The sequence below is a fragment of the Paenibacillus sp. E194 genome (genome assembly GCF_000935845.1).
In the GTDB taxonomy this organism is placed as follows: domain Bacteria; phylum Bacillota; class Bacilli; order Paenibacillales; family Paenibacillaceae; genus Paenibacillus_B; species Paenibacillus_B alvei_B.
Genome location: NZ_JMDX01000081.1, coordinates 1 through 23,201, shown reverse-complemented (window position 1 = coordinate 23,201; position 23,201 = coordinate 1). Strand labels below are relative to the sequence as shown.

Below are 23,201 nucleotides of genomic sequence, written 5' to 3'. Positions count from 1 at the left end.
GCTGCCACACGGCAGCATCGGTCAACGCAAGTGCTCCCAGCGGCTCCTTCGTATGACCTAGGAGACCGCTGCGTACGAGCAGCCCCCATCCGCGCGCCGGATTCGGACCTGCTGTAAGCTTCCACAGCTCGTCCCTCACGCGTTCCATCGCAACGAACGCGAGCGTCTCCCTATTGACTCGCAGCGCCTTCCAAGTCGACTTGGCGAACACGCCGCCAAGCAAAGACGCAAAGCGCACGCCCCGCATCATTCGCAGCGCATCCTCGCGGAAACGCTCCTCAGCTGTGCCGACACAACGGATGATGAGCCTTCTCAGATCGGCTTGTCCACCAAATGGATCATGAATGCACCCATTCACATCCTTAGCCATCGCATTAATCGTGAAGTCCCGTCTTCTTAGATCCTCATCAAGATCATCAATAAATTCGACTTCCTCTGGCCGTCGGTGCCCTTCATACGCCGCTTCCTTGCGAAAGGTGGTCACTTCATAGGTATTCTGCGGCATCACAACAGTTACCGTCCCATGCTGCAGCCCTGTCGGAATCACCTTTGGGAACAAAGCCACTACCTGTTCTGGGTGGGCCGATGTCGCGATATCCACATCATAGATCGGCCGCCCGATCAGCGGATCGCGGACACAGCCCCCAACCATATAAGCACTGAACCCCGCTTCCAGGAGACAGTTCATCACTTGTTCCGCTTCCCGGAACAGCGAGTTATCGGTCAAGCCGCCCCTGCTTCCATATTCATCGCCCATCGTCAGGTCTCCTCCCATCAATACATACAAGAGCGCGCAACGGAGTTGGCCATTGCGCGCATTCGACGTGTGGTTGTATTGGGTACGGTGTACAGCAGATCATCCTCAGCACACCGGCTTCGGATCCAACGCTTCCTTCCCAAGCACACGATAATAAATTTGTTCATATTGCCACGTAATGAGATCGTTGCAGAATACATGTCGTGCCCGATGCAAACATGCCTCATGCATCTTCTGCGACAATTGAGAATCAGACAGCAATCGAATCGCATAATTGGCCATCGCCGCTGTATCTCCTGTTGGCGCTAAGAAGCCCGTCTCTCCATGGCTCACCAGCTCTGGTATGCCCCCTGCCTCGGACCCGATCGTAGGTACACCGCAAGCCATTGCTTCCAGGGCCACTAACCCGAAGCTCTCCTTCTCGGATGGGAGCAGCAGCACATCTGCCAACGAAATCACCTGTGCGATTTCATCCTGCTTGCCGAGGAAATGTACCCGATCTTCCAGCCCTAGCTCTCGGATGCGACACTGCACCTTCGGCATGTCTGGCCCTTCTCCGACGAAGACGAGGCGTGACGGAACTTGCTCCTGAACCTGATTGAAAATATCCACCACATCACTCACCCGCTTAACAGGGCGGAAGTTCGAGATATGCATCAATATTTTCTCATTCGGGTAGGCGAAGTCAGCACGGAATTGAGCAACTTCCCTTGGATAGTACACACGCTTATCAACGAAATTGTACGTAAGATCAATCGGACGTGTAATATCAAGCAATTCTCTTGTTTCTTTAATTAAATCATTCGATACAGCCGTAACCGCATCACTCTCATTAATGGCGAAGCGAATCATATCCTTGAGCGATTCGTCCTGAGCCAATACCGTTATATCGGTTCCATGCAGGGTAGTGACTACCTTCAGCCCCGGGTGGGCCATTTGCTTCGCCAAATAAGCGCATACCGCATGCGGAACCGCATAATGAACATGCAGCAAGTCAAGCTGCTGCATATTTGCCACTTGTGCCATCTTGCTTGCCAGAGATAAATCGTAAGGAGGATAACGAAAGACATAATAATCGTTAACATCGACCTCGTGATAATGAATATTCTTCTGAAAGCTTGCACCTAAGCGAAACGGAATATTATGTGTAATAAAATGAACCTGATGTCCCCGCTCAGCCAATAGCTTGCCAAGCTCCGTCGCCACAACACCAGAGCCACCGAGCGACGGATAACACGTAATGCCGATTTTAAGACCTTCGTTCATAGCTGTCCCCCCTTTTCGCCATTCACTCACACGGATTACTACAAGAAAAGAGATACCGCAAACGGGCCTTTCACGACAAACCCTTCTGCATACTCAAATCCGTGAGTCTGACCAAGCAGCGAATCCCGTGCAGCAACCCGCTCCACATAATTCTGATTCAATGGAGTTTCGACGAAGTCATTGTCGCCATCTGGCTTCATAAACTGAGAGCGATATGCTTGAAGTGACTTCCGCTTCTGATCATATACATCAGACACATCCACCAGAACTTGAGAAGCAGCAACATCATTAATAAAGTAATAATAGACTTGCTCTACCGTATGCGCAGGCAGCTCTGGCATATAACGCCGCAGCTTCGCATTGAACACTGCTTCCTGAACGATGCGACTGCAGACAATATGATCAGGATGGCGATCCTCCCAGTAAGGCATGAAGACAATGCGAGGACGATGCTTGCGAATAGCGGTTACCACCGCATCGATATGCTCCTTGCTCACCTGTAAGCCGCGATCAGGAAGGCACAAATTACCGCGTGCTGAGAGCCGCAAGATTTCTCCTGCTTCCCTTGCTTCTTCTCTGCGCAGTTCTACCGTACCATTAGAGGACATCTCCGCTTCTGTCAAATCGCAAATGCCGACACGATACCCTTCCTTCGTATGCTTGGCGATCGTGCCCGCCATGCCGATCTCGACATCATCAGGATGCGCTCCGAATGCAAGAATGTCGAGAGTATTCATCATTCTTCCATTCCCGGCTTATATTTATGTGCCAGTTCACGCCATGCGAAGTCGCCGCGTTCAAGCGCCTTAACAAGAATTTCTGCTGTCGCAATATTCGTTGCGACTGGAATGCCCTGCACGTCGCATAGGCGAAGGAGAGCAATAATATCCGGCTCGTGAGGCTGAGCCATTAAAGGATCGCGCAAGAAGATAATGAAGTCCATATCATTTTGCGCAACAAGTGCGCCAATCTGCTGATCGCCGCCGAGCGGGCCAGACTGGAAGCGATGAATATCTAGGCTTGTTTGCTCCATAATGCGCAGCCCTGTCGTACCCGTTGAATATAATTTATGACCTTGGAACACTTTTTCATATGCGATAACAAAATTAACGATTTCATCTTTTTTGCGATCATGTGCAATAAATGCGATATTTAGCATGTCTATCCCTCCGTTGTGTGTCCCCTGCTCACATTCATTTCGAGCTAACTAAAAATACAAATGCCTTCAGTATTATGTGAAATCGATGTCAATTGATTAGTCATCAAGCAGGTGCTCGAAGCCGTATACCAATTGCTCAAGATTCATTACCTTCTTGACTGCCATATTCACACCTGGCATATACCCTGCACGCTCATAGGAGTCGTGCCGGATTTTAAGAGATTGCCCATAGCCCCCGAAGATAACTTCCTGCTGAGCAAAGACCCCTGGCAAGCGAACACTATGAATACGGAATCCATTGTAATATCCGCCACGGGAACCCTCGATCTTCTCTTCTTCATTCGGATTGCCTTGGCGATGCTCCGCTCTTACCTGAGAGATCAATTCTGCTGTCTTTACAGCAGTTCCAGAAGGAGCATCAAGCTTCTGATCTCCGTGATATTCAATGATCTCGAGATCCGGGAAATACCTAGCCGCTTGCTGTGCAAATTGCATCATAAGAATTGCCCCAATAGAGAAATTCGGCGCAATCAGACCACCAAGCTTCTTCTCTTGGCAAAGTTGCGTCAATTGCTCAATCTCTTCCGGCTGGAAGCCTGTTGCCCCAATAACAGGGCGAACTCCATACTCAATTGCAAGCATCGTATTCTTCATTACGACCTGCGGGATCGAGAAATCAACCATGACATCTGCTTCTACCTTCTGCAGTGTCTCTTCAACATCTGCTGTAGTTGTAACTCCGCATGCAGGTAGACCTACTAGCGTGCCCGCATCGACAGCACCCGCTGACGGTGCAATTGCTGCAACCAGTTCCAAGGACTCGTCCTGCAGTACCATTTTCACAACTTCTCTTCCCATGCGTCCGCTTGCACCCGAGACGGCAACGCGAATTCGTTCCATTTTATGTCCCCCCAACTGCTCCAATAACGATATGTTTTTTTCGATTATGATTCGTCTGATGTCTGTTCATCAATCCGTGTCCATCGATTCGCGTCACGTGTATTGAACTTGTGCATACAAGCATCATGAGCCTTCGTCAAGTCGATACCGAGCGAGTTCGAGAAGCACAACAGAATGAACAATATATCTCCAAGCTCCATCTCAATGGAGTTGTCTTCTTCTGAAGCCTTCTTCGGCTTCTCCCCAAAGCGATGATTCACTTCACGCGCCAATTCCCCTACTTCTTCAGACAATCGGGCAAGCATCGCAAGGGGGCTGAAGTAGCCTTCCTTAAACTGTGATATGTAGTCATCAACTTCCCGCTGCATTTGCGCGAGTGGCTTGCTGCGCAGGGAAGTGAGGAAAGACTTCATCTCTGGATTTGTCATACGATCCCCTTCTTTATTCATGCAAAAGTGGTTTGAAATGAATGAAATCTGCTACCTATAATGAGGGTAACGACTTCGTTACTTTCTGCTACTATGTTATCGTATCACCGTCTGGAAAACAAATGCTTTTTATCTGCTTCGTAATCCGATATACTAATGAACGAATGAGCATCTTCCTGCCTAAAGGAGCCTGAATATTTGTGAAATCGACCATTGTTCAACGCATTTGGAATACGTTTCTCCCGATAACGGTTGGAACAGCGATTTTTGCATTTGGATTAATTTACTTCATCATGCCAAATCAGTTGATGGAAGGCGGCGTTACTGGAATTACCGTCCTATTGAATTATGCAGCAGGTATTCATCCATCAATCTCTACGCTAGTCTTGAATATCCCCCTGTTCATCATCGGTTGGAGAGCACTTGGCATGAAGCAGCTGGCACTAAGTTTTTACGGTGTTCTTAACCTCACGTTTTTCCTATGGTTGTTCGAGCGTGCGGTCTCCATGCATTGGATTTTACCATTTCAAACTTCGAATGACTTCATTTTGGCCACCTTGTATGCCGGCGTTACCGTAGGAACTGGACTCGGTATTGTCTTTCGATTTGGCGGTACCACAGGTGGCGTCGACATCATCGCCCGGATTGCGAACCGTAAATTCGGCATCAGCATGGGGCAATTCATCCTTATCCTCGATATATTCATCATAGGGGCTGCTTTGTTCTATATTCCGAAGGAAAAAATTCTATATACGCTCGTTGCTGTATTCATTTCCTCTAAAGTCATCGATTTTATTCAAGAGGGAGCATATGCAGCCAAAGCATTCACCGTTATCTCTGATCATTCGGAGGAGATTGCGGATGCGATTACAAAAGAAATGGAACGCGGGGTTACACTTATTCCAGCAGTAGGAGCATATTCCCGCTCTCAGAAGCAAATGGTGTATTGTGTCGTTAGCCGCACAGAAATTCGCCGCTTCAAAACGATCGTAAAATCAATCGATCCACGGGCATTTATTGTTGTGAACGATGTACATGATGTGCTTGGTGAAGGATTTCGAGAGGAGTAAGCAGCAGTAGAAGCTCTACCTTAGGGCGAACACCGGGAAATCCCATTCCACTGCCTGCTCAGCGTTCTACTGAAGTCATATCTTAGTTTCAAATAAACAGACCTCGAAGCAAGCCTGCTGTCGCTGGCCTATATCGAGGTCTACTCTTAAGATAGGCATTCTTAGAAGAATTCGCCCATCCATCCTTCATTCTATTTTTCATTCCTCGCCTGTCCGAACGACATTCTGATAAAACTGCCTTCTACCTCTTACTATTGCGGAAGTTCCCTGGACGAATAGCATATTGTTCATAACGATACTTCTGAAAACCTACATAAGCCAACATCATGCATACGATAAAGGCCAGCATAAAAATCCACTGAAACGGCATCGGTGTATAATCAAGCGGCCCTAATGTAGGGTTAGCCTTACTCGATCCAAATAACTGGATCAGCACCGAGTCCCCATATTTATTTAATGCCTGATTTGCTTCCTTAGGACTGTGTTTCCCCATTATTGTCTCACGGATAAGCTGGCTCAACGATTCCATCATCTCAATCGTCTGCACATCTCGCTGGATGGTCGCAGCAGGACGAATCCGATCAATATGCTCCAACCAGCGATTGGCATAGGGAATCCATTCTCCCTTATTATCCGCGGCAAGCAACCGTGCCATATCATCTCGCAGCACCTGCTCGTATTGAAGCCACATCGGTTGCTTCGGATTGGTTAAAGCGTCCGTAGCAAGGCGCAATCTGGCCGATGCACTCATTAATTCCTCTTGCTTCAATTGAATGGAAGGCAATATCCGCTTTACTTGTACGATTGCATCGCTAAGTGCACGTACACCCTCAACACTTGTCACATCATTAAATGTTGTCTCCGTGAACAGCTTGCCCATAGCCTGAACCGCCTGCTGTATTTTCTCGATCTCTCCTGCAACGCTCGCCCGATAAATCTGTTCTGCATACTGATCTAGCTGCTTCCACTTCTCGCTCGCCGTCTGAACCGGTTCAGCAGCAAGTCGAGACCCCGCATATGTAAAATCGGGCAGTCCTAGGAATCCGAGAATACATAACACAACCATTACCGCACGCATGTACATCCCTCCCCCATCATCGTATGGGAGGATGTCCACATTTAGAACATAGCTTCCTTCGTAATGTTCGTTCGTTGGTCTCGATAGCGCATTGCTAGCCAAGTCATAGCGACACTAATCCCTGTCCATGTAAAAGTAAAAATACATACTGCAGTCAATTCATTCACCAGCGTATACGGAAGCCATGGATAAACCGCCGCACTGTAATCAACAGTATCATTAAGCCACGTCCAGCACGAAGCCAGCGTCAGCGCTGCACTGCCAAATGCAAACAACCGGACAAATAACAGCCCTTCAACCGCCATCGCCAAATGTGAACCAATTAGCATCCAATCCTGCCATCCCATTGGCGAACCCAAATAAGCTCCAGCGACAATCATGACACATGCCCAAATCCCATATTTAATCGACGTAACAACACCTAACGCTTCAATAATACGTTTTGCAATCATGCCGAATAGTGTTCGAGGCTGCGGCCGAAATAGCAAAAATCCAATACTGATCGTAAAGAACAGACTTGCCGTAGGACTATCTGGAACGAAGATCAATTGCCATGCTGGATGGTGCTCCCACGTATAGATCAACTGGTTTTTATACCAATAGTAACCGTAAATCGTTCCAAGAAGATTGCTCCAAAATAATAACCATAATACCCATCGCTGCGAAAGAAAACGTATGCTCATCACTGATAACAAGTTCATAATTGCTCTGCTCCGATTATATAGGAATATTAAGTTCGTATACATTCTATGGTGTCAATTTCTATGTAATATTAGAATAAGACCTGACTGCACTTTTGGCAATCAGGTCTGTCACACGTTTGGATCTATTGTTTTGCTGCCTTCTGCTTCGCGAGCCAGTCGGCAATATGTTCGATGTCTTGGTCATTCAAGCCTTCCTTCTTGGCTGCTTCCACCATAGAAGGCATTCCGCCTTTACCGTCTTTAATGACCGTTAAGATCTCATCCTTGCTGAGCTTGTCGCCAATGCCAACAAGGGCAGGGCCGGCAGCACCCTTCATATCAACTGCGTGACAGCTTAAGCAGCCAACCTTCTTCATGTTCGCAAATGCCGGATCGTCCTTTTCTACAATCGTGATCCCTTTGTTCTGCTTCGGTTGCCCTGTAGCTTCACCCTTCTCAGCAGCCTCACGTGCCTTTTCCTCACGCTCTACATGCTCTGGTATCATATTCTTCTCAGCCATCTCGGCCTCATAGTGAACCCAAGCGACTCTTGTCAAATATACACATGCGATCAATGTCAAAATCATCATTGAGGATGCGATTGGACGGCGATAGAATCTGCGTTCCTTCCCAGTATCGAGGAATGGGGCAAGCAGTAGGCCTCCGAATGCAAGACCAGGGACTAACACCGTACCGATAACAACATAACTGCCTGATGCATATGGATACTTCAAGAACTGATAGAGAAATAAGAAATACCAGTCTGGAATCGGTACGAACGCCGAGTTATTCGGGTTCGCCGGATAACCGAGCGGTGCAGCTTCCGAGATCGTTAATACTAAAAAAGCGACCAGTGCCACACAGCCAACCATCCACTCTTTCAACAAGAAGTTAGGAATGAAGGCTTCGGATTTCCCCGGAAATGAGGTGTAATCCGGTTGTTTGATTGTGGTTGTTCTCTTCTTAACACGAGAGTCGCCAACAAAGACGACTTTTTCTTCTTTGGAATTCCCATGTGCCATCTCGTTTCCTCCTCCCTTATAGCGGTCCCGAAATGCCTTGGCGTCTAATCATGAAGAAATGCGCTCCAAGCAAGGCAAGAAGTGCCCCTGGCAGGAAGAACACATGAATCGCGAAGAATCGCGTCAAGGTCTGCGCCCCGACGACCGTTCCGCCCTGCAGCAATTCTTTCAAATACGGACCGATATATGGTACGGTATCCGCGATCTCCATGCCGACCTTAGTTGCAAAGTAAGCTTTGTTGTCCCAAGGCAGCAAATAACCCGTGAAACCGAGTCCGAGCATGACGAAGAAGATAAGCATGCCGACTACCCAGTTCATCTCGCGTGGTGCCTTATAGGAACCAGTGAAGAATACACGGAGCGTATGTAATAACATCATAACGATTACTAAACTTGCTCCCCAGTGGTGCATACCGCGAACAATTTGTCCGAAGGCAACCTTCGTCTGTAAATATTCGACACTGTAGTATGCGTTCACAATATCAGGGACATAATACATGGTCAGGAACATGCCTGACAGAATTTGAATGACTGTAATAAAAAACGTCAAGCCACCGAAACAGTACACGAACGCAGAAAAATGGTGTGCAGGGTTAACATGCTCAGGCACCTCATGATCCGCCACATCGCGCCACATCGGCGTTATATCCAGACGTTCGTCAATCCAGTTATAAACACCTTTAAACATCTGTTATTTACGCCTCCTCGTTATTGCACGTGTTGGTTCGTAATGATATCGCCCAAGTATACAAAGCCATCCTTAACCTGCACTTTGTACTCGTCGAGCGGTGCACGAGCAACTGCTAACTGCTTGCCTTCTTTCGTATAGTGCGCACCATGGCACGGGCAGAAATATTGATCCTTGTATGCCGGATTCTTATTCCAGTCAACCGTACATCCCAAGTGCTTGCACACCGGAGACAATGCGAATATATTGCCTTCCTTATCCTTGCTTATCCATGCCGTGAGCGTTGGAGTACTCTCATACCAGCCATCGACTTGCTTGATTTCGAAGGTAAATTCAGTAGGTGATTCTGAAATCTTGCTTAATTCAGCAACCTTAATGTAATCGCCTTCTGACTTCTTCTGAAGCAACGGATCAACTGCAAACCGGACCATCGGCAGAGTAGGACCAACAAACATGAAAGCACTTGCCCCACCCAGCGTGTATGTAAGAAATTGTCGACGGGACATTTCTTTTCGCGGCTTTTGAGGTGGATGCTCGTTATTCTGCGGTTTACTCATATACTGTCTAACCCCCCTTTACACAACCGTTCTGAGAGCTTGCTATGACGATAATCACATTCTAACTAGGACATCACTATAATATCCCAGCACTATGAAAGCGTCAAGAATTTACCAATATAATTACCAGATTGAACCTTTTTCTTATGTAAAATGTTTGAATATTGTCACATTTATCCTTGGGTTTGTGTGACGCTCCACATATTTTGCACACACATCTTCATCGCAGAACGTACTTGCCCAGCCTCTTCTTCCATCAGTTCAGCAGGAGTAATGACTAAATCCGCGGCCGGAAGCTTGTCTGAAGTAAGCGGCAGTTGTGCCGATACGACGACAATATACGCAAATCCCTGGCGTCGTAGTCTGGTGCACAATCCATTCAATAGCCTCAGCTCATCAGCATCAAGCTGCTCAGATACGAAATGGTATGCAGGATAGGTTACCGTTCTTCCGCGGAAAGGTATCTCAATGCCATCCAGCCAGTCACGCAGCTTCTCCAGACGATACCCAGCTTCGATTGGGGATTCAGTCCCGTTCAACCCTGTAACCGGCAATATGCACGTGTCCAGATACGGCCCCCATTCTTCCCATTGTTCTTCGGTCAGTTCACTAAATTTCACGACGTCTCCCCCATCTTTTTCCTTGTCATTACTCCCCATTATACTGAAATGAACAAAAAAATGAAGAACCGCAAAATTGCGCTCTTCATTCATAACGATTTGTAAGGCATCCTTTTGGACAAGTTCTTAGAAGCTACTGCAATGTTTTCAATTCGTCCGTCAAGGTTCGGAACGAGGATTCATCCCCTGTTGCGAGTGCTTTGTCGATTTGTTCATATATTTTTTCCGTACGGTATTTCCGTATGGCATCGTCCCATATCATCTCCGCTGTTAAACTTAACATCGCCTCATACGATACCTTCATTTTATCCATAGGATACACCTCCAACCAACACGATTAAGAGATCCTATATTCCTTTCCTTTCACCACATAGTTCTGAGTTGTCCGTTTCATTCGCTCTACATCTTCATCTGTCAGTTCGCGTATGACTTTTGCGGGTGAACCTAGAGAAAGAGTATAGGCCGGTACTTTTTTATTTTCTGTTACGACAGAACCTGCTCCTATTAAAGCATATTCACCAATGTCAGCACCGTTCAGTACAATAGCCCCCATGCCAATCAATGTACCGTTGCCTATCCGGCAGCCGTGTACAATCGCACCGTGGCCTACCGATACATCATCTTCAACGATTAGCGGCTGATTGGCATTCACATGTCCGATAACGCCATCCTGGATATTCGCTCGCTTGCCAATCCGTATGGGTGCCATGTCTCCACGAAGCACCGCATTGAACCACACACTGGATTCAGCGCCAATCGTCACGTCTCCAATGAGCTTAGCGCCCTCTGCCACATATACGGAAGCATCAACAACTGGCAATATTCCTTGATAAGGTATGTACATTCGATAACATCCTCCCGATCGACCATTCCTACAAAGCTCTAGCTTCAAATTCACTAGGCATAGGAAATTTTTGGCCCCATCGTATCAATGAGAATGCCTCTTGTCAACATCTAGCTGAATTTTGTCCTCATGCGCGACATAAACACTATCAATAATAAGCTGCCCTCTGCGAGTCGTCTGTATGACCGAACCATACTGCTCATCTTCACCGAATCGAATGACGCCTAGATGAACCAGCATCATAATAATTCGTTGTCTGAATACGGCCTGTGACGAATCAAAGAAGAACGGCCGCACGAATGGAAGTAGAGCCCGCTCTAAGGAATCTAACGTCGTCCACTGCTTGGTACATAACTGAATCCAATGCACGATGGATAACAAATTCGGAATCGCATTCTTGTACAGCTTCAACCAAAATCGATACAACGAAGCAGACGACTCTATCCCCCCGTTAGCGATACGCTCAATCCCCTTCGGTGTACAGCTTAACCGTCCATCGCCTTCCTCCAGCCACCCTTGATAAAAGGCGTAGTCATATAAAAGCGACATACGGTTCGGATAATCATGGAATCTTCTCCCGTATCCAAATCTCCATTCACCACGGGCAATGGGGGCTTCTTGTATGCCAAAGTAATCGAGAAGCTGCTGCTGCGTTTTTTTGTACATAACACCTTCCGCATTCAGCAATACATTTCCGTCCACGATGAATTTCAGAAGCTGTAACACGTCCTCCGCCATTCTTCCATCTTCATCTCGATAAGAGGAAGGGGTATCCGTTTCTGTCAAATGCATCGCGAATGACTGCCTGAGTACATCAATTAACCTCATCTTCAAATCGCTCGGCACTTGGAACAAATACTTAGTTTGATGCGAGCAGCCATTGAACAGCCATCCACTATGCTTAAATTTAGAAATCGTTTCACGTGGATGCGGCATTGACGTCACCGCCTTCTGTTCAGCACCAGCATGTTCTAAATCGAACTTTGTCTGCTGCACTCGAGCGATCAATTCCTCCAAGCTAAATGATGCACGCTTATCAAACAAAATGGAGTTAAGGAACCTAAGCTCTTCAAGCGTCATCTCGTTCACATGCTGTTCGAACACATCCCTTCTGCCTAACTCTGACAGAATGGACTGAATCAGCTCGTGCTTGGAATGTTCATTGCAGACGCACCCATAACGCTGAGCAATTCGAGTTAGTTGATTAATATCCGCGTAACTGAGCATATCCGCTAAATTCATGCATGACCTCCGTTTCCGTCAGACGTAATGTGCCGAATCCTCGATGTCCATTACTCATTATTGGAATATTTATCACATTTATTCACATTGTCGTAGAAAACATCGAATATTATATAACGGGGAGATTCTCCTCATAGCCCTCAGACATTTGCTCATGTAAACGCAAAAAAGCAGTTCGCCTCACATTACGTGAATACGAACTGCTTATTATGATAGCTTCCATTATCGCGGTTTCACTGTCAGATCCAGATGGCGAACATGCTCCATGCAATTATAGAGCAGCGGATACCAGCCTTCCGAACGTTTTTCTAATATTGAATAGGATAAGTTCCCAATGTGTCCTTGTCTGTCGCTTCCAAATAGAGCAATGTACAATTGAGCCAACCAACTCCCATGAGAGACTACTAAGAGATTAGATCCCATATGCTGATTCGCGATATGCTCTAGCGTTTGAACTGCGCGGTACTGAAGTTCTTCATCTTTTTCCTGACCGAGATCCATCTTCCGCCACCCTGCACCCCAGCGCTGCTCTCGCTCTTCCGGCGTCGTGCCTTCTACGAGACCATAAGCTCGCTCACGCAGACCCTCTACAGGTGACAGTAATGGAATTTGGAGTGCATCTGCCAGAATCGATGCAGTCTCTTCTGCTCGCTGTAAGCCGCTGGATATGACATAATCGAATGGTGCAGTCTCTTGGACGAGGCGCTCTGCCAGCAGCCTTGCCTGTTCACGACCTGTTTCATTCAATGGTATATCCGTCTGTCCTTGTATTTTCCCCTGCGCATTCCAATCGGTTAACCCATGGCGTACCAAACCAATATGTTGTTTCATTGTTACTCCTTCATAGTCATCCGTTATTGACGCACTCGTGTCAACCAGTTCAACAGCAGTAATGCAAACGTCACCCCAAACAATGACAATGCAATCCAATAATGAGGAATCGTTGGAACAACCCGCAATATTGTCGGTTCACTTACATTGCTTGCAACCGGCAATTCAATATCAAATGCATCCAGGCCAGAATGATCACTGCCTGCCAACGCAGTCGGCAGTATCCCACTAACTGCATGAATATTAGACTGTTCGTTGCGAATAAGAAGGAAAACAAGAGCACAGAGGAACATGGCCATACAAAAAGCGATTATCCCCGCAATCACTTGACGTGAGCGCAGGGATAACGCATGAGAACGTCTATGTACAGGCATCAGCCAATCTTGTTCCTCATATATGCGATCCATAACGCGACTTGCTGCTGAGCTGCTCGCTTGTTCCGCATCAAGCTCCAACTCAACTTCGTCTTCCATCCAATCCATGCTCGCAGACCATACTGCGAACTGCTCCGCACACGCTTCGCATCCTTCCAGATGTCGATCGATAGCTTCACGTTGCGGATCGTCAATAGGCATATCGACATAATCCGATATCCATTCGAGCGCTTCCGCACATTTCATGTTAGTTCATCCCTTCAAGACCAGGCTCCCTTATGTATGGTTCTAACTGGATCTTTACACTAGCTCGAGCCCGGAACAACAACGATTTAACCGAACTTACGGTTTGCCCTAATACTTGGGCAATTTCTTGATAGTCCAGTTGGTCGTATTCTCGAAGAATGAGAGCGGAGCGTTGTTTGTCAGGCAACTTACTGATTGCCTCACGCACCAATTCTACCTTCTCATGCCGCAGCAATGCATATTCAGGCGCCGCTTCCTTCGGCGCTTCCGGAACGATTCCTTGCTCTTCATCAAGTGATACTTGAATGCTTCTCTGCTTACGAAGTTCGCTTAACACGGTGTTGCGCGCAATCGTATACAGCCAAGTCGAGAAAGAGGCATCTGATTCCCTGAACGTATGCAGGCTTCGATATGCCTTGTAAAATGTCTCTGCACACAAATCTTCTGCCAACAGCTCCAACTGGGAATTTTTCAACATATGATAAATAAATGATAGCAATTTGCGTTGATAACGATTCATCAATTCCGCGAAACAGTCTGTGTTGCCGTCCTTGATTTCACGGATGATTTGGGAATCGGTCATGGATTCAAGTCCTCCTTGCTTTCCATATCCATCCCGATGCGCTACCTGAATGGTTATACTCTCGAAGTTAAAAAAAGTTGCGAATCGGAGAAAAATGTTATAAGAGCCTCTATAGGCCTAATGATACGTACTATGGGTATGATCTGTGTCATGAAAACATGCCACTCTAGCTTTATCATTTCAAGTCGTATTTTAGCATAATAAAGTCGAAAATTGACTTAAAAATTTTTTAAGATTCAGATTTCATAAAAAAACTCACCCCCTCAGGATGATTCAAGCCAGCCTTACAACGCCTCATTCCGCCAAAGCCCTGTGCCAAGGCAATGGAAGGAACAAACAGATCAAGATGCTCCATGAAGGACAGACCTTTCACCTTACAATACACATAGCCTGCAAGCACGCCCCCAATAATCCCACCATAGACGACGAACCCGATGACAAATCCCATATCATCTCGGGATGATCAATGAGATTCTTGCCTTGGGTTATCCAAAATAAGAGCTTAGCTCCCACAAACCCGCCAAGCAGCCTCCAGAGCGTAATCGAAGCTATATGGGAGCGCTCCATGTGCTTCTTCTCTGCTCGCCTAACTAATACTTGATATGCAGTAAAAATTCCAATTGCATTCATTAGTCCATATCCATATATGGTGATTGGGCCAATATGGAGCAGATCATTCTTCTTCGCAACCCTCATCCTTTCCCCTTCATTCAAACATATTAATTGAGGCAGACATACATGTTATATCAGCAAGTGATGCTGCTCCCCCATGCATTACTGGTACTTTCAAACAATTATGGAGAGCCATACTTGTCAAAAACCTATACGAAGCTGTTTTTAAACTGTTTATCAATAGTTCATACCTTACTGCTCGCAAGACGCTTAGCGCCATTTCCATTTCAAAGACAAAAAAAATACCACTCCGATTGGAGTGGCTGCACACTTGTGCAATTCTATTGGATAGGAGTGGAGAGAAACCATACTGTACTGCTATTATAATGTATACGTTTTCATGGCGTCAATAGGTTTTCGTAAAAAATTTTCTTCATTTCACAAATTTTTCCGTTAGATGAATATTTCATAATCTTTCGAGTTTAATAACTCCCTCGCGCGATCCCAGTCATCCTGCTGCCGGAACGATAGTCGGAGCACACCTGGCACATCTTCACGACTTTCAATAATTTGAACATTGCTCAAGTTAATGTGATGATTTCCCAGCTCTGTCGCAATGCTGCCAATAATACCCGGATGGTCAGGAACATTCACGTACAGTTCATAAAGCGCTTGAATTACACCTTTGCGGCGTTCCGGCATGCGGCTGCGGAACTCGCCAGCCTCAGTGAACTGTTGAATAATACCTTCACCATCCTGACGCTGTAACATATCAATAAATTGCTCCGTAGACGCTTTCCAGTCCTGAAGTAGATGGAGAACAACATCCCTATTGTTAATCAAAATATCTCTCCAGATAACCGGGTCGCTTGATGCAATGCGGGTAATATCCCGGAACCCGCCAGCAGCGAGCAGTTCGTACAGCTCATTGCTCTCATTATAGGAACGTACTTGATTAACCAATGCTACAGCAACTACATGCGGCAAATGGCTGATTGCGCCAACCACTTCATCATGTTCCTCCGGATTCATCCGAATAATGTGTGCCTTCGTATAGCGGAGCAGAGATACAAGTCTGCTGTAAGCTTCTTCATCCGCCGAATCGTCGGGAGTGAGCACGTAGTAAGCATTTTCGAACAACAGTGTCGTTGCCGCTTCAACGCCTGAACGCTCCGAGCCTGCCATTGGATGCCCGCCTATAAAATGCACATCGTCCCAAGATAGAGAACGGGCGCAGCGTGCAACCGAGGCCTTGGTACTCCCCACATCAGTTACGATACAGCCTGACTTAAGCGGTAAATTCCGCAAATCACTCAGCATCGATTCCAGCATTCCAACCGGACAGCATACAAATATGTAGTCCGCATCCTCTACCGCTTCGTGCAAGGAAGTCGTCGCTTCGTCTACAACGCCGCGCTGCACATACTTCTCTGTTGAAGACGGGCTCGGAGAGTAACCAACTACATGCATGCCAGGTCTATTTTTGAAACAGAGGGCGAGGGAGCCTCCGATTAGCCCCACGCCCAATATAGCAATCTTAGTTCTCATGAAGTCACCTTAATCTCGGCCAGCGCTTCTTCCAAGGCTTGAATCATTGCCTCATTTTCTTCTTGGCTGCCAATTGTAATACGTAAGTGATTTGGGTATTTATGATGCCCCGCACGCGCTATAACGCCACGACGCAGGAGCGCGTTAAAGACTTCAATTGCAGAAAAACCTACATCAACCATAATGAAGTTGCCGTGAGCCGGGAAGCTCTCCAAATTCATACGGACAAATTGCTGCTCTACATATTGAATGCCCGCTGCATTCTTCTGTCTGCAATCTTCAATGAACCCTTGGTCTTGAACGGCAGCCAATGCTGCTGCTTGTGCGAAGCGAGTCGTATTGAACGGTTCGCGCACTTGATTAATCGTACGGATCACGTCAGCATGTCCAACCCCGTAGCCGATACGTAGGGATGCAAGTCCATAAATTTTCGAGAACGTGCGCAAGGACACGACATTGGAATAACGACGAACCAAATCTAATCCATCACGGAAGGACGGATCTGTCACGTATTCACAGTAAGCTTCATCCAATACAATCATGACATTTGCAGGCACTTGTGCAACAAAGTGCTCCAATTCATCCGCACTTACAATTGTGCCTGTCGGATTGTTCGGATTGCAGATCCATATGATCTTCGTCCGTTCGTTTACGGCAGCAAGCATTGCTTCCAGATCATGAGCCCCTTCTTTCAAAGGAATCTCTACTGTGACAGCCCCTTCAATCTCTGCATTATGCTTGTATTGAGGAAACGTCTGATCTGCGATAACAATCTCATCACCTGGAATCAGGTACGCACGGCATATCATCAATATAACTTCATCGGAACCTGCGCCGAAAATCAATTGATTGTGTTCAACGCTCAAGTGTGCCGCAACAGCATCTGTCAATGCTCTAGCCGCTCCATCGGGATAAATGCTCGTATTGTTCACTTCATTCAATATCGCTTGCTTCGCATGCTCAGAGGATCCGAACGGATTCTCGTTGGAAGCCAGCTTGATAATACGATCCAAGCCAAGCTCCCGCTTCACTTCATCAACAGATTTACCTGGCTGGTATACAGGCAGGTGTACAACACTGTTCTTCGGCTGCATATGGGTACCACCTTTCTCATCTACAGAGATCATTGCAAAAAAATTAATATTTTAATTGTCGCACAAAATTACAAATTTGCAAGATCCCTTCTTCAGATGAATCAGGATGCTCCAGAAGCGGCAGCGCTTCTTCAATGCGCCTTACAATGGCACTGCCTACAATCACACCGTCGCAGCGTGTCGCAAAATGCTTCACATGCTCTGCTGTAGAAATGCCGAATCCAATCGCAATAGGAAGCTCTGTACTGCGTCGCACCAGTTCAATAAACGAATCTACCTGTGAGTCGAAAGTGTCTCTTACACCCGTAACGCCAAGCGAGGATACACAATAAATAAAGCCTCTTCCTTCTGCCACAATGGAGCTAACACGAGATTCCGAAGTCGGCGCAACGAGTGGAATGAGATGAATGCTCATACGATCAGCAGCTTCACGGACTACATGACTCTCTTCATAAGGCAGATCAGGAATGATTATACCGCTAATTCCGGCCTCCCTAGCCTGTTGTAAGAAGCTGTCCAGTCCAAATTGCAGCACTGGATTATAATAAGTAAACAATACATAAGGAATTTGTGCACCTTGTTTCCTAGCCTGAGCAGCAATGCGCAATCCATCAGCGATCGACACATGATTGCGTAACGCGCGTGCCGATGCTCGCTCAATAACTGGACCGTCAGCCAGCGGATCGGAATACGGAATGCCAAGTTCAATAATGTCTGCGCCGGCTTGCTCCATCTGCAGAAGAAGCCGAAGAGTGATTTCACAGGTTGGATCACCTAACGTTATAAATGGCATCAATGCGGACTTGCCCTGTTCTTGTAAAGTACGGAATGTATCATCCAGCAAATTGCGGCTTGCTAATGTCTGACTCATAGCAGCTCCTCCCCCAACCTCTCCATAATCGTGGCAACGTCTTTGTCCCCACGGCCTGACAAGCAAATCACAATTAGATCATCCTTATTCATGCCAGGTGCTGATTTGATCGCCTGCGCAATCGCGTGTGACGATTCCAATGCAGGTATAATGCCTTCTGTACGGGTAAGAAGCTGCAACGCATCCATGGCTTCATCATCTGTAATAGGCACATACGATGCTCGTTCCGAATATTTCAGATAGGCATGTTCTGGCCCTACTCCCGGATAATCCAATCCAGCGGAGATAGAATGTGCCGGCTGAACTTGACCAAACTGATCTTGAAGCAGATAGCTCATCGATCCTTGGAAAACCCCTGGTGTCCCAAGTGTCATCGTAGCCGCATGATAAGGGGTATCAATTCCTTTGCCTGCTGCCTCAACCCCAAGAAGCTGAACCGACTCATCCTGCAAAAACGGATAGAACATCCCCATAGAGTTGCTCCCTCCGCCAACAGCAGCGATCAGCAGATTCGGCAAACGTCCTTCTAATTCAAGGATTTGCTTGCGTGTCTCATCTCCAATAATTCGCTGGAAATCCCGCACAATCATCGGATACGGATGCGGCCCTACAACGGAACCGAGAATGTAGAACGTGTCCTGCACATTGCTGACCCAGTAACGCAGCGTTTCATTCCCTGCATCCTTCAACGTTTTTGTTCCTGACATCACAGGCACAACCTCTGCACCGAGAAGTTTCATACGGAACACATTCAGGCTTTGACGCTTCATATCCTCTTCACCCATAAATACTTTGCACTCCATGCCCAGCAGCGCTGCGACTGTTGCGGTGGCAACACCATGCTGTCCCGCCCCTGTTTCTGCAATCACCTTTGTCTTGCCCATACGCTTGGCTAACAAGGCTTGACCGATGGTGTTGTTGATTTTATGGGCACCGGTGTGGTTCAAATCCTCACGCTTCAAATAAATCTTGGCTCCGCCCAGCTTCGCAGTAAGCCGCTCTGCATAATAGAGCGAGGTAGGTCGCCCTGAGTATTGAGTCAGCAGCTTGATCAATTCTGCTTGAAATTCTGGATCCTTCACATGTGTACGATAAGCCTCTTCCAGTTCCAGAAGCGCACTCATCAATGTCTCGGGCACAAAACGGCCTCCAAATGGTCCGAATCTGCCTTTTTCGTCCGGTAGAACCGCTGTTTCTGTTGCTGTCGCACTACTCTTTTCCATGCTCATTTCCCCTCACCCTTTCGATAAATTCCTCAGCTTTGGATATATCTTTTACTCCATTTGTTTCAACACCACTTGATACATCAACACCGTCTATATCGTACTCTCTCACTACTAGACCGACATTATCAGGGGACAATCCGCCAGCGATATAGAGAGGGAGCTTTAATGAAGCTAATTGGTCTGCATAAGCAGGGATTACCGTCCAGTCGAACACTTTGCCAGAACCGCCGCCTTGAATCGGACAATGTGTATCTAGCAGGACAACATCTGCATATTGGACATCCAGCTCATATGCTACCGCATTTGCTGCTATAGACTGGCAGAGCTGGTGCTCGTCAGCACGAATGATAGGAACCGTCCTCCATATCTGAACATCATAGTGATCCTTTACCCATTCCAATAATGCCGTATCGCCCTTCACATGGAGCTGAACACTTGTTATCGGCACTGCATCCAGCACTTGCTTCAGCTCTTCACGAGTTGGATTCGCGAACACACCTACAAGATCTGGAAGTTCTTCTCCTTCCTCCCTCAGCTTCAACAGCCACTGCTTAACGTGAGACGGCTGCACCTGTCTTCGACTCGGTGCAAAGACGAATCCAATATGATCTGGTCTCAGTTGGACAACTCGACGCGTCATCTCGAGATCCGTCAGGCCGCATATTTTCACTTTCGTTGCACGAGCAGCACATGAACGCTCACTCGCTGTAGGTGACGATTGTTCGCTCGATGCTTCAACTTCCATCTTCTTCACTCCTTACGTCTGTTTACGAAGCAGTGTTCGAATTTAGAAGACCGCTCATCAAGTGCTCTACTGCATCCTTTACATTGTCTTGTCTCATGAAATGTTCCCCTACCAGCACTGCATCGACATGCAGCTCATCCATGCGACGGAGATGCTCCGGAAGATGGATACCGCTCTCGCTGACTAAGATACAACCTGACGGAGCCAAATGGCGAATACGATGGGTCTGCTCGATATCGGTCTCGAACGAATGCAAGTTTCGATTGTTGATGCCGACTAACTTGATTCCTTCAATTCTGCCTACACGTTCCATTTCGACTTCATCATGGACTTCCACGAGAACGTCCATGCCAAGTTGTCTAGCTGTTCCGTGCAGATGCTGCAATTGGTCGTCACTCAAGATCGCTGCGATCAGCAGGATTGCATCCGCACCTATCAATCTTGCTTCAAGCACTTGAAGCTCATCAATAATAAATTCCTTCCGCAAAATCGGCAGTTCTGTCAGCGCACGCACCTGCTGCAGAATGTCATTACCACCTTGAAAATATATGCGATCTGTAAGTACGGACAATGCATCAGCACCTGCCGCCTCATATCCAGCTGCAATCTCAGCTGGATTAAAATGCTCGCGAATCAGCCCTTTGGATGGCGATGCCTTCTTTACTTCAGCAATCAAAGCAACCGAACGGTTCTTATTTACGGTAAGTGCCCCAGTGAAGGAGCGGCAAGGTGAAAGCGCTGCTGCCTCCAGAATTGCCTCATTCCGATTCATCACTTGTCTAAGCACTTGTATCTCTTCTTCCTTCGTTCGTACAATCCGTTCAAGAAACATGACTTAGCCCTCCTGTTGCTGCGATCCATTGCTCCAGCTTCTGATTCGCCAGCCCATTATCGATTGCATCAGCGGCAATCCGCACGCCTTCTGCAATGGAGCTCGATTGTCCCGCAACGTAAATACATGCCCCCGCATTTGCAAGAACAATATCGCGATGCGCGCCTTGCTCTCCGCTAAGCAGACCTCTTATAATTTGCGCGTTCGCTGCAGCGTCTCACCCAGCACACTAGTCAAAGGCTGCGTGTGTAGACCAAGCGCCTCCGGTGTAATGGTATATGTGAATACTTCTCCATTTTTCAGTTCACTAACTTGTGTTGGGGCCGACAGACTGATCTCATCCAATCCATCTTCGCTCGCAACAACGAGCGCACGCTTCAACCCTAATTCACGCAATACAGATGTGATCGTACCCGTCTTGGTGCGATCATAGATCCCAAGGACTTGCCGATCAGCTCCCGCTGGATTTGTCAATGGGCCAAGCATGTTGAATACGGTGCGTATCCCCAGTTCCTTGCGTGGTACAGCCGCATGTTTCATTGCAGGATGATAGACTTGCGCGAACATGAAGCAGATGCCGATTCGTTCCAAGCACTGTGCAGCTTCCTCGCTCGTCAGCTGAATATTTACACCCAGCGCCTCCAGTACATCCGCACTCCCCGAGCGACTGGAAGCCGATCGGTTGCCATGCTTCGCAACCCGCACGGATGCGGATGAAGCGATGATGGCAGCGACTGTGGAGACATTCAACTTATGAATGCCCGATCCGCCTGTTCCACACGTATCAAGGAGTCGCTCATGCGAAGTGACCACTTGATGGGCGCGGCTGCGCATCGCTTCAGCAAAGCCCGCAATCTCATCAACTGTCTCCCCCTTCAAACGCAGACCTGCAAGCAGTGCTCCAATCTGAGCCGATGTCGCATGACCATCCATAACATCTGCCATGACATCCCTCGCTTCTGCGCGGCTTAAGTGATGCCCTGACAGCACTTGGCCAAGCGCCTCCTTCATCAGTGCACTTCCGATTACAAGTTGGCTCGTCATCCCAAATTCCTCCCTTCGGCGACGGGAATCGAAGCAGCCCGTTCTTCCGTTCCGATATAATAGTCCCAGTTCGCCGGCATCACCGAAGTATAGGATGCCGCGTATCCAACCGCACTTCCCTCAGCTGCTTTCGTTAGCACGCTCTCGTTAACATTGCCCTCTTGACCTTCAGCGCCACCTTCGCTGCCGAACATCTCTTCTGTCATCCGAATCGCCAGCAGCAGTGCTTTTGCCTTGTTAATCGTTTCTTCGTATTCCATCTCCGGAACCGAATCCCATACAACACCAGCACCTGCCTGCACGTAAGCACGACCTTCTCGGAAAATAATCGTACGTATCGTAATACAGGAATCCATATTCCCATTGAATCCTAAGTATCCGATAGCGCCCCCATATATCCCACGTGACTCTTCTTCCAACTCTGCAATAATCTCCATTGCACGAAGCTTCGGCGCTCCGGACAATGTACCTGCAGGCAAGCATGAGAGGAAGGCATCGAAGAAATCCTTGTTCTTGCGAAGCTTGCCAGAAACGTTCGATACGATATGCATGACATGGGAATAACGCTCAACATTCATGTACGTATCACAACGGACACTGCCGAACTCGCATACGCGGCCGAGATCATTCCGACCGAGATCAACAAGCATCACATGCTCGGCTCGCTCCTTCTCATCCTGCATCAGATCTGCTTCCAGCGCTGCATCGGTGTCAGCTGTGACGCCACGTGGTCTTGTTCCTGCAATCGGCCTCGTCTCTACCCGCTCATCTTTAATGCGCACAAGCATCTCTGGAGAAGTACCAACAATCATGTCGTCCTCTGTCTTGAGCACATACATATAAGGGGTAAGATTCGTCATTCTCAGCACCCGGTACACATC

26 protein-coding genes and 2 pseudogenes are annotated in these 23,201 nt (G+C 47.5%); 1 reads left to right on the top strand and 27 read right to left on the bottom strand.

The annotated features are described in order from the left end of the window. The 6 genes from AZ66_RS13385 to AZ66_RS13360 all read right to left on the bottom strand — a co-directional run. Nucleotides 1–757, bottom strand: a 757-nt coding sequence (locus tag AZ66_RS13385) for a CCA tRNA nucleotidyltransferase (RefSeq protein ID WP_082061572.1), incomplete at its 3' end; no start/stop codon positions are given. 105 nt (nucleotides 758–862) lie between these two features. Further along, nucleotides 863–2,023 carry an N-acetyl-alpha-D-glucosaminyl L-malate synthase BshA gene (gene bshA, locus AZ66_RS13380; protein ID WP_044355307.1) on the bottom strand — a complete coding sequence of 387 codons (1,161 nt, stop codon included), beginning with the start codon at nucleotides 2,021–2,023 and terminating at the stop codon, nucleotides 863–865. 38 nt (nucleotides 2,024–2,061) lie between these two features. Next, nucleotides 2,062–2,763, bottom strand: coding sequence for a bacillithiol biosynthesis deacetylase BshB1 (bshB1, locus tag AZ66_RS13375; RefSeq protein ID WP_442950292.1), 702 nt, complete (start codon nucleotides 2,761–2,763; stop codon nucleotides 2,062–2,064). Continuing rightward, nucleotides 2,760–3,182, bottom strand: coding sequence for a methylglyoxal synthase (locus tag AZ66_RS13370; RefSeq protein ID WP_044355306.1), 423 nt, complete (start codon nucleotides 3,180–3,182; stop codon nucleotides 2,760–2,762). Before AZ66_RS13370 ends, bshB1 begins: the two co-directional genes overlap by 4 nt. 96 nt (nucleotides 3,183–3,278) lie before the next feature. Continuing rightward, nucleotides 3,279–4,082: a 4-hydroxy-tetrahydrodipicolinate reductase gene (gene dapB, locus AZ66_RS13365; RefSeq protein ID WP_021259179.1), complete on the bottom strand. Its 804-nt coding sequence runs from the start codon at nucleotides 4,080–4,082 to the stop codon at nucleotides 3,279–3,281. 44 nt (nucleotides 4,083–4,126) lie between these two features. After that, nucleotides 4,127–4,510 (bottom strand): nucleotide pyrophosphohydrolase, encoded by a 384-nt coding sequence (locus AZ66_RS13360; protein WP_021259180.1) that lies wholly within the window; start codon nucleotides 4,508–4,510, stop codon nucleotides 4,127–4,129. Nucleotides 4,511–4,710: 200 nt separating this feature from the next. Here AZ66_RS13360 and AZ66_RS13355 point away from each other — a divergent pair, with 200 nt between their 5' ends. Next, complete coding sequence (locus AZ66_RS13355; RefSeq protein ID WP_021259181.1) at nucleotides 4,711–5,580, top strand: YitT family protein; 870 nt, start codon at nucleotides 4,711–4,713, stop codon at nucleotides 5,578–5,580. A gap of 241 nt (nucleotides 5,581–5,821) precedes the next feature. Here AZ66_RS13355 and AZ66_RS13350 read toward each other — a convergent pair whose 3' ends face one another. The 21 genes and pseudogenes from AZ66_RS13350 to AZ66_RS13250 all read right to left on the bottom strand — a co-directional run. Further along, nucleotides 5,822–6,658 (bottom strand): sporulation protein YpjB, encoded by an 837-nt coding sequence (locus AZ66_RS13350; RefSeq protein ID WP_044355305.1) that lies wholly within the window; start codon nucleotides 6,656–6,658, stop codon nucleotides 5,822–5,824. A 41-nt stretch (nucleotides 6,659–6,699) separates the two neighbouring features. After that, complete coding sequence (locus tag AZ66_RS13345; RefSeq protein ID WP_044355304.1) at nucleotides 6,700–7,359, bottom strand: DUF1405 domain-containing protein; 660 nt, start codon at nucleotides 7,357–7,359, stop codon at nucleotides 6,700–6,702. 125 nt (nucleotides 7,360–7,484) lie between these two features. Beyond that, nucleotides 7,485–8,363 carry a menaquinol-cytochrome c reductase cytochrome b/c subunit gene (locus AZ66_RS13340; RefSeq protein WP_044355303.1) on the bottom strand — a complete coding sequence of 293 codons (879 nt, stop codon included), beginning with the start codon at nucleotides 8,361–8,363 and terminating at the stop codon, nucleotides 7,485–7,487. Between the two features lie 16 nt (nucleotides 8,364–8,379). Beyond that, on the bottom strand, nucleotides 8,380–9,051 hold the full coding sequence (qcrB, locus tag AZ66_RS13335; RefSeq protein WP_005546984.1) for a menaquinol-cytochrome c reductase cytochrome b subunit: 672 nt from the start codon (nucleotides 9,049–9,051) through the stop codon (nucleotides 8,380–8,382). Nucleotides 9,052–9,071: 20 nt separating this feature from the next. Beyond that, the gene (locus tag AZ66_RS13330) at nucleotides 9,072–9,608 is read right to left on the bottom strand and encodes a ubiquinol-cytochrome c reductase iron-sulfur subunit (RefSeq protein WP_044355302.1); all 537 of its coding nucleotides are present in this window, start codon (nucleotides 9,606–9,608) and stop codon (nucleotides 9,072–9,074) included. A gap of 173 nt (nucleotides 9,609–9,781) precedes the next feature. Further along, nucleotides 9,782–10,228: a DUF2487 family protein gene (locus tag AZ66_RS13325; protein WP_036619398.1), complete on the bottom strand. Its 447-nt coding sequence runs from the start codon at nucleotides 10,226–10,228 to the stop codon at nucleotides 9,782–9,784. A 133-nt stretch (nucleotides 10,229–10,361) separates the two neighbouring features. Further along, nucleotides 10,362–10,541: an IDEAL domain-containing protein gene (locus tag AZ66_RS13320; protein ID WP_021254668.1), complete on the bottom strand. Its 180-nt coding sequence runs from the start codon at nucleotides 10,539–10,541 to the stop codon at nucleotides 10,362–10,364. Nucleotides 10,542–10,565: 24 nt separating this feature from the next. Then, entirely contained in the window at nucleotides 10,566–11,072 is a 507-nt protein-coding gene (locus AZ66_RS13315; RefSeq protein WP_044355301.1) for a gamma carbonic anhydrase family protein, read from the bottom strand. Nucleotides 11,073–11,156: 84 nt separating this feature from the next. Beyond that, on the bottom strand, nucleotides 11,157–12,314 hold the full coding sequence (locus tag AZ66_RS13310) for a hypothetical protein (protein ID WP_021259187.1): 1,158 nt from the start codon (nucleotides 12,312–12,314) through the stop codon (nucleotides 11,157–11,159). Between the two features lie 222 nt (nucleotides 12,315–12,536). Then, the gene (locus AZ66_RS13305) at nucleotides 12,537–13,145 is read right to left on the bottom strand and encodes a histidine phosphatase family protein (RefSeq protein ID WP_044355300.1); all 609 of its coding nucleotides are present in this window, start codon (nucleotides 13,143–13,145) and stop codon (nucleotides 12,537–12,539) included. Between the two features lie 23 nt (nucleotides 13,146–13,168). Then, nucleotides 13,169–13,765, bottom strand: coding sequence for an anti-sigma factor family protein (locus AZ66_RS13300; protein WP_021254672.1), 597 nt, complete (start codon nucleotides 13,763–13,765; stop codon nucleotides 13,169–13,171). 1 nt (nucleotide 13,766) lies between these two features. Continuing rightward, entirely contained in the window at nucleotides 13,767–14,348 is a 582-nt protein-coding gene (locus tag AZ66_RS13295; protein WP_021254673.1) for an RNA polymerase sigma factor, read from the bottom strand. Nucleotides 14,349–14,577: 229 nt separating this feature from the next. Continuing rightward, nucleotides 14,578–14,978 (bottom strand): annotated as a pseudogene (locus tag AZ66_RS13290) (prolipoprotein diacylglyceryl transferase). 435 nt (nucleotides 14,979–15,413) lie between these two features. Continuing rightward, on the bottom strand, nucleotides 15,414–16,508 hold the full coding sequence (locus AZ66_RS13285) for a prephenate dehydrogenase (protein WP_044355299.1): 1,095 nt from the start codon (nucleotides 16,506–16,508) through the stop codon (nucleotides 15,414–15,416). Next, nucleotides 16,505–17,602 carry a histidinol-phosphate transaminase gene (hisC, locus tag AZ66_RS13280; protein ID WP_044355298.1) on the bottom strand — a complete coding sequence of 366 codons (1,098 nt, stop codon included), beginning with the start codon at nucleotides 17,600–17,602 and terminating at the stop codon, nucleotides 16,505–16,507. The genes AZ66_RS13285 and hisC overlap by 4 nt, the downstream gene beginning before the upstream one ends. A 43-nt stretch (nucleotides 17,603–17,645) precedes the next feature. Beyond that, nucleotides 17,646–18,473, bottom strand: a complete 828-nt coding sequence (gene trpA, locus AZ66_RS13275; protein WP_044355297.1) for a tryptophan synthase subunit alpha — start codon at nucleotides 18,471–18,473, stop codon at nucleotides 17,646–17,648. After that, nucleotides 18,470–19,696 (bottom strand): tryptophan synthase subunit beta, encoded by a 1,227-nt coding sequence (gene trpB, locus AZ66_RS13270; protein ID WP_044355296.1) that lies wholly within the window; start codon nucleotides 19,694–19,696, stop codon nucleotides 18,470–18,472. The genes trpA and trpB overlap by 4 nt, the downstream gene beginning before the upstream one ends. Then, nucleotides 19,683–20,444 carry a phosphoribosylanthranilate isomerase gene (locus AZ66_RS13265; protein WP_044355295.1) on the bottom strand — a complete coding sequence of 254 codons (762 nt, stop codon included), beginning with the start codon at nucleotides 20,442–20,444 and terminating at the stop codon, nucleotides 19,683–19,685. Before AZ66_RS13265 ends, trpB begins: the two co-directional genes overlap by 14 nt. A gap of 22 nt (nucleotides 20,445–20,466) precedes the next feature. Further along, nucleotides 20,467–21,276, bottom strand: a complete 810-nt coding sequence (gene trpC / locus AZ66_RS13260; protein ID WP_044355294.1) for an indole-3-glycerol phosphate synthase TrpC — start codon at nucleotides 21,274–21,276, stop codon at nucleotides 20,467–20,469. Beyond that, nucleotides 21,266–22,287 (bottom strand): annotated as a pseudogene (gene trpD, locus AZ66_RS13255) (anthranilate phosphoribosyltransferase). Before trpD ends, trpC begins: the two are co-directional and overlap by 11 nt. Nucleotides 22,288–22,316: 29 nt before the next feature. Next, on the bottom strand, nucleotides 22,317–23,201 hold an 885-nt coding region (locus AZ66_RS13250), incomplete at its 5' end, for an anthranilate synthase component I family protein (protein ID WP_044355293.1).

What these genes read in the sequence shown, in the direction of transcription:
- bshA (WP_044355307.1), bottom strand. Translation starts at nt 2,023, where the DNA reads ATGAACGAAGGTCTTAAAATCGGCATTACGTGTTATCCGTCGCTCGGT.
- bshB1 (WP_442950292.1), bottom strand. Translation starts at nt 2,763, where the DNA reads ATGATGAATACTCTCGACATTCTTGCATTCGGAGCGCATCCTGATGAT.
- AZ66_RS13370 (WP_044355306.1), bottom strand. Translation starts at nt 3,182, where the DNA reads ATGCTAAATATCGCATTTATTGCACATGATCGCAAAAAAGATGAAATC.
- dapB (WP_021259179.1), bottom strand. Translation starts at nt 4,082, where the DNA reads ATGGAACGAATTCGCGTTGCCGTCTCGGGTGCAAGCGGACGCATGGGA.
- AZ66_RS13360 (WP_021259180.1), bottom strand. Translation starts at nt 4,510, where the DNA reads ATGACAAATCCAGAGATGAAGTCTTTCCTCACTTCCCTGCGCAGCAAG.
- AZ66_RS13350 (WP_044355305.1), bottom strand. Translation starts at nt 6,658, where the DNA reads ATGCGTGCGGTAATGGTTGTGTTATGTATTCTCGGATTCCTAGGACTG.
- AZ66_RS13345 (WP_044355304.1), bottom strand. Translation starts at nt 7,359, where the DNA reads ATGAACTTGTTATCAGTGATGAGCATACGTTTTCTTTCGCAGCGATGG.
- AZ66_RS13340 (WP_044355303.1), bottom strand. Translation starts at nt 8,363, where the DNA reads ATGGCACATGGGAATTCCAAAGAAGAAAAAGTCGTCTTTGTTGGCGAC.
- qcrB (WP_005546984.1), bottom strand. Translation starts at nt 9,051, where the DNA reads ATGTTTAAAGGTGTTTATAACTGGATTGACGAACGTCTGGATATAACG.
- AZ66_RS13330 (WP_044355302.1), bottom strand. Translation starts at nt 9,608, where the DNA reads ATGAGTAAACCGCAGAATAACGAGCATCCACCTCAAAAGCCGCGAAAA.
- AZ66_RS13320 (WP_021254668.1), bottom strand. Translation starts at nt 10,541, where the DNA reads ATGGATAAAATGAAGGTATCGTATGAGGCGATGTTAAGTTTAACAGCG.
- AZ66_RS13315 (WP_044355301.1), bottom strand. Translation starts at nt 11,072, where the DNA reads ATGTACATACCTTATCAAGGAATATTGCCAGTTGTTGATGCTTCCGTA.
- AZ66_RS13310 (WP_021259187.1), bottom strand. Translation starts at nt 12,314, where the DNA reads ATGAATTTAGCGGATATGCTCAGTTACGCGGATATTAATCAACTAACT.
- AZ66_RS13305 (WP_044355300.1), bottom strand. Translation starts at nt 13,145, where the DNA reads ATGAAACAACATATTGGTTTGGTACGCCATGGGTTAACCGATTGGAAT.
- AZ66_RS13300 (WP_021254672.1), bottom strand. Translation starts at nt 13,765, where the DNA reads ATGAAATGTGCGGAAGCGCTCGAATGGATATCGGATTATGTCGATATG.
- AZ66_RS13295 (WP_021254673.1), bottom strand. Translation starts at nt 14,348, where the DNA reads ATGACCGATTCCCAAATCATCCGTGAAATCAAGGACGGCAACACAGAC.
- AZ66_RS13285 (WP_044355299.1), bottom strand. Translation starts at nt 16,508, where the DNA reads ATGAGAACTAAGATTGCTATATTGGGCGTGGGGCTAATCGGAGGCTCC.
- hisC (WP_044355298.1), bottom strand. Translation starts at nt 17,602, where the DNA reads ATGCAGCCGAAGAACAGTGTTGTACACCTGCCTGTATACCAGCCAGGT.
- trpA (WP_044355297.1), bottom strand. Translation starts at nt 18,473, where the DNA reads ATGAGTCAGACATTAGCAAGCCGCAATTTGCTGGATGATACATTCCGT.
- trpB (WP_044355296.1), bottom strand. Translation starts at nt 19,696, where the DNA reads ATGGAAAAGAGTAGTGCGACAGCAACAGAAACAGCGGTTCTACCGGAC.
- AZ66_RS13265 (WP_044355295.1), bottom strand. Translation starts at nt 20,444, where the DNA reads ATGGAAGTTGAAGCATCGAGCGAACAATCGTCACCTACAGCGAGTGAG.
- trpC (WP_044355294.1), bottom strand. Translation starts at nt 21,276, where the DNA reads ATGTTTCTTGAACGGATTGTACGAACGAAGGAAGAAGAGATACAAGTG.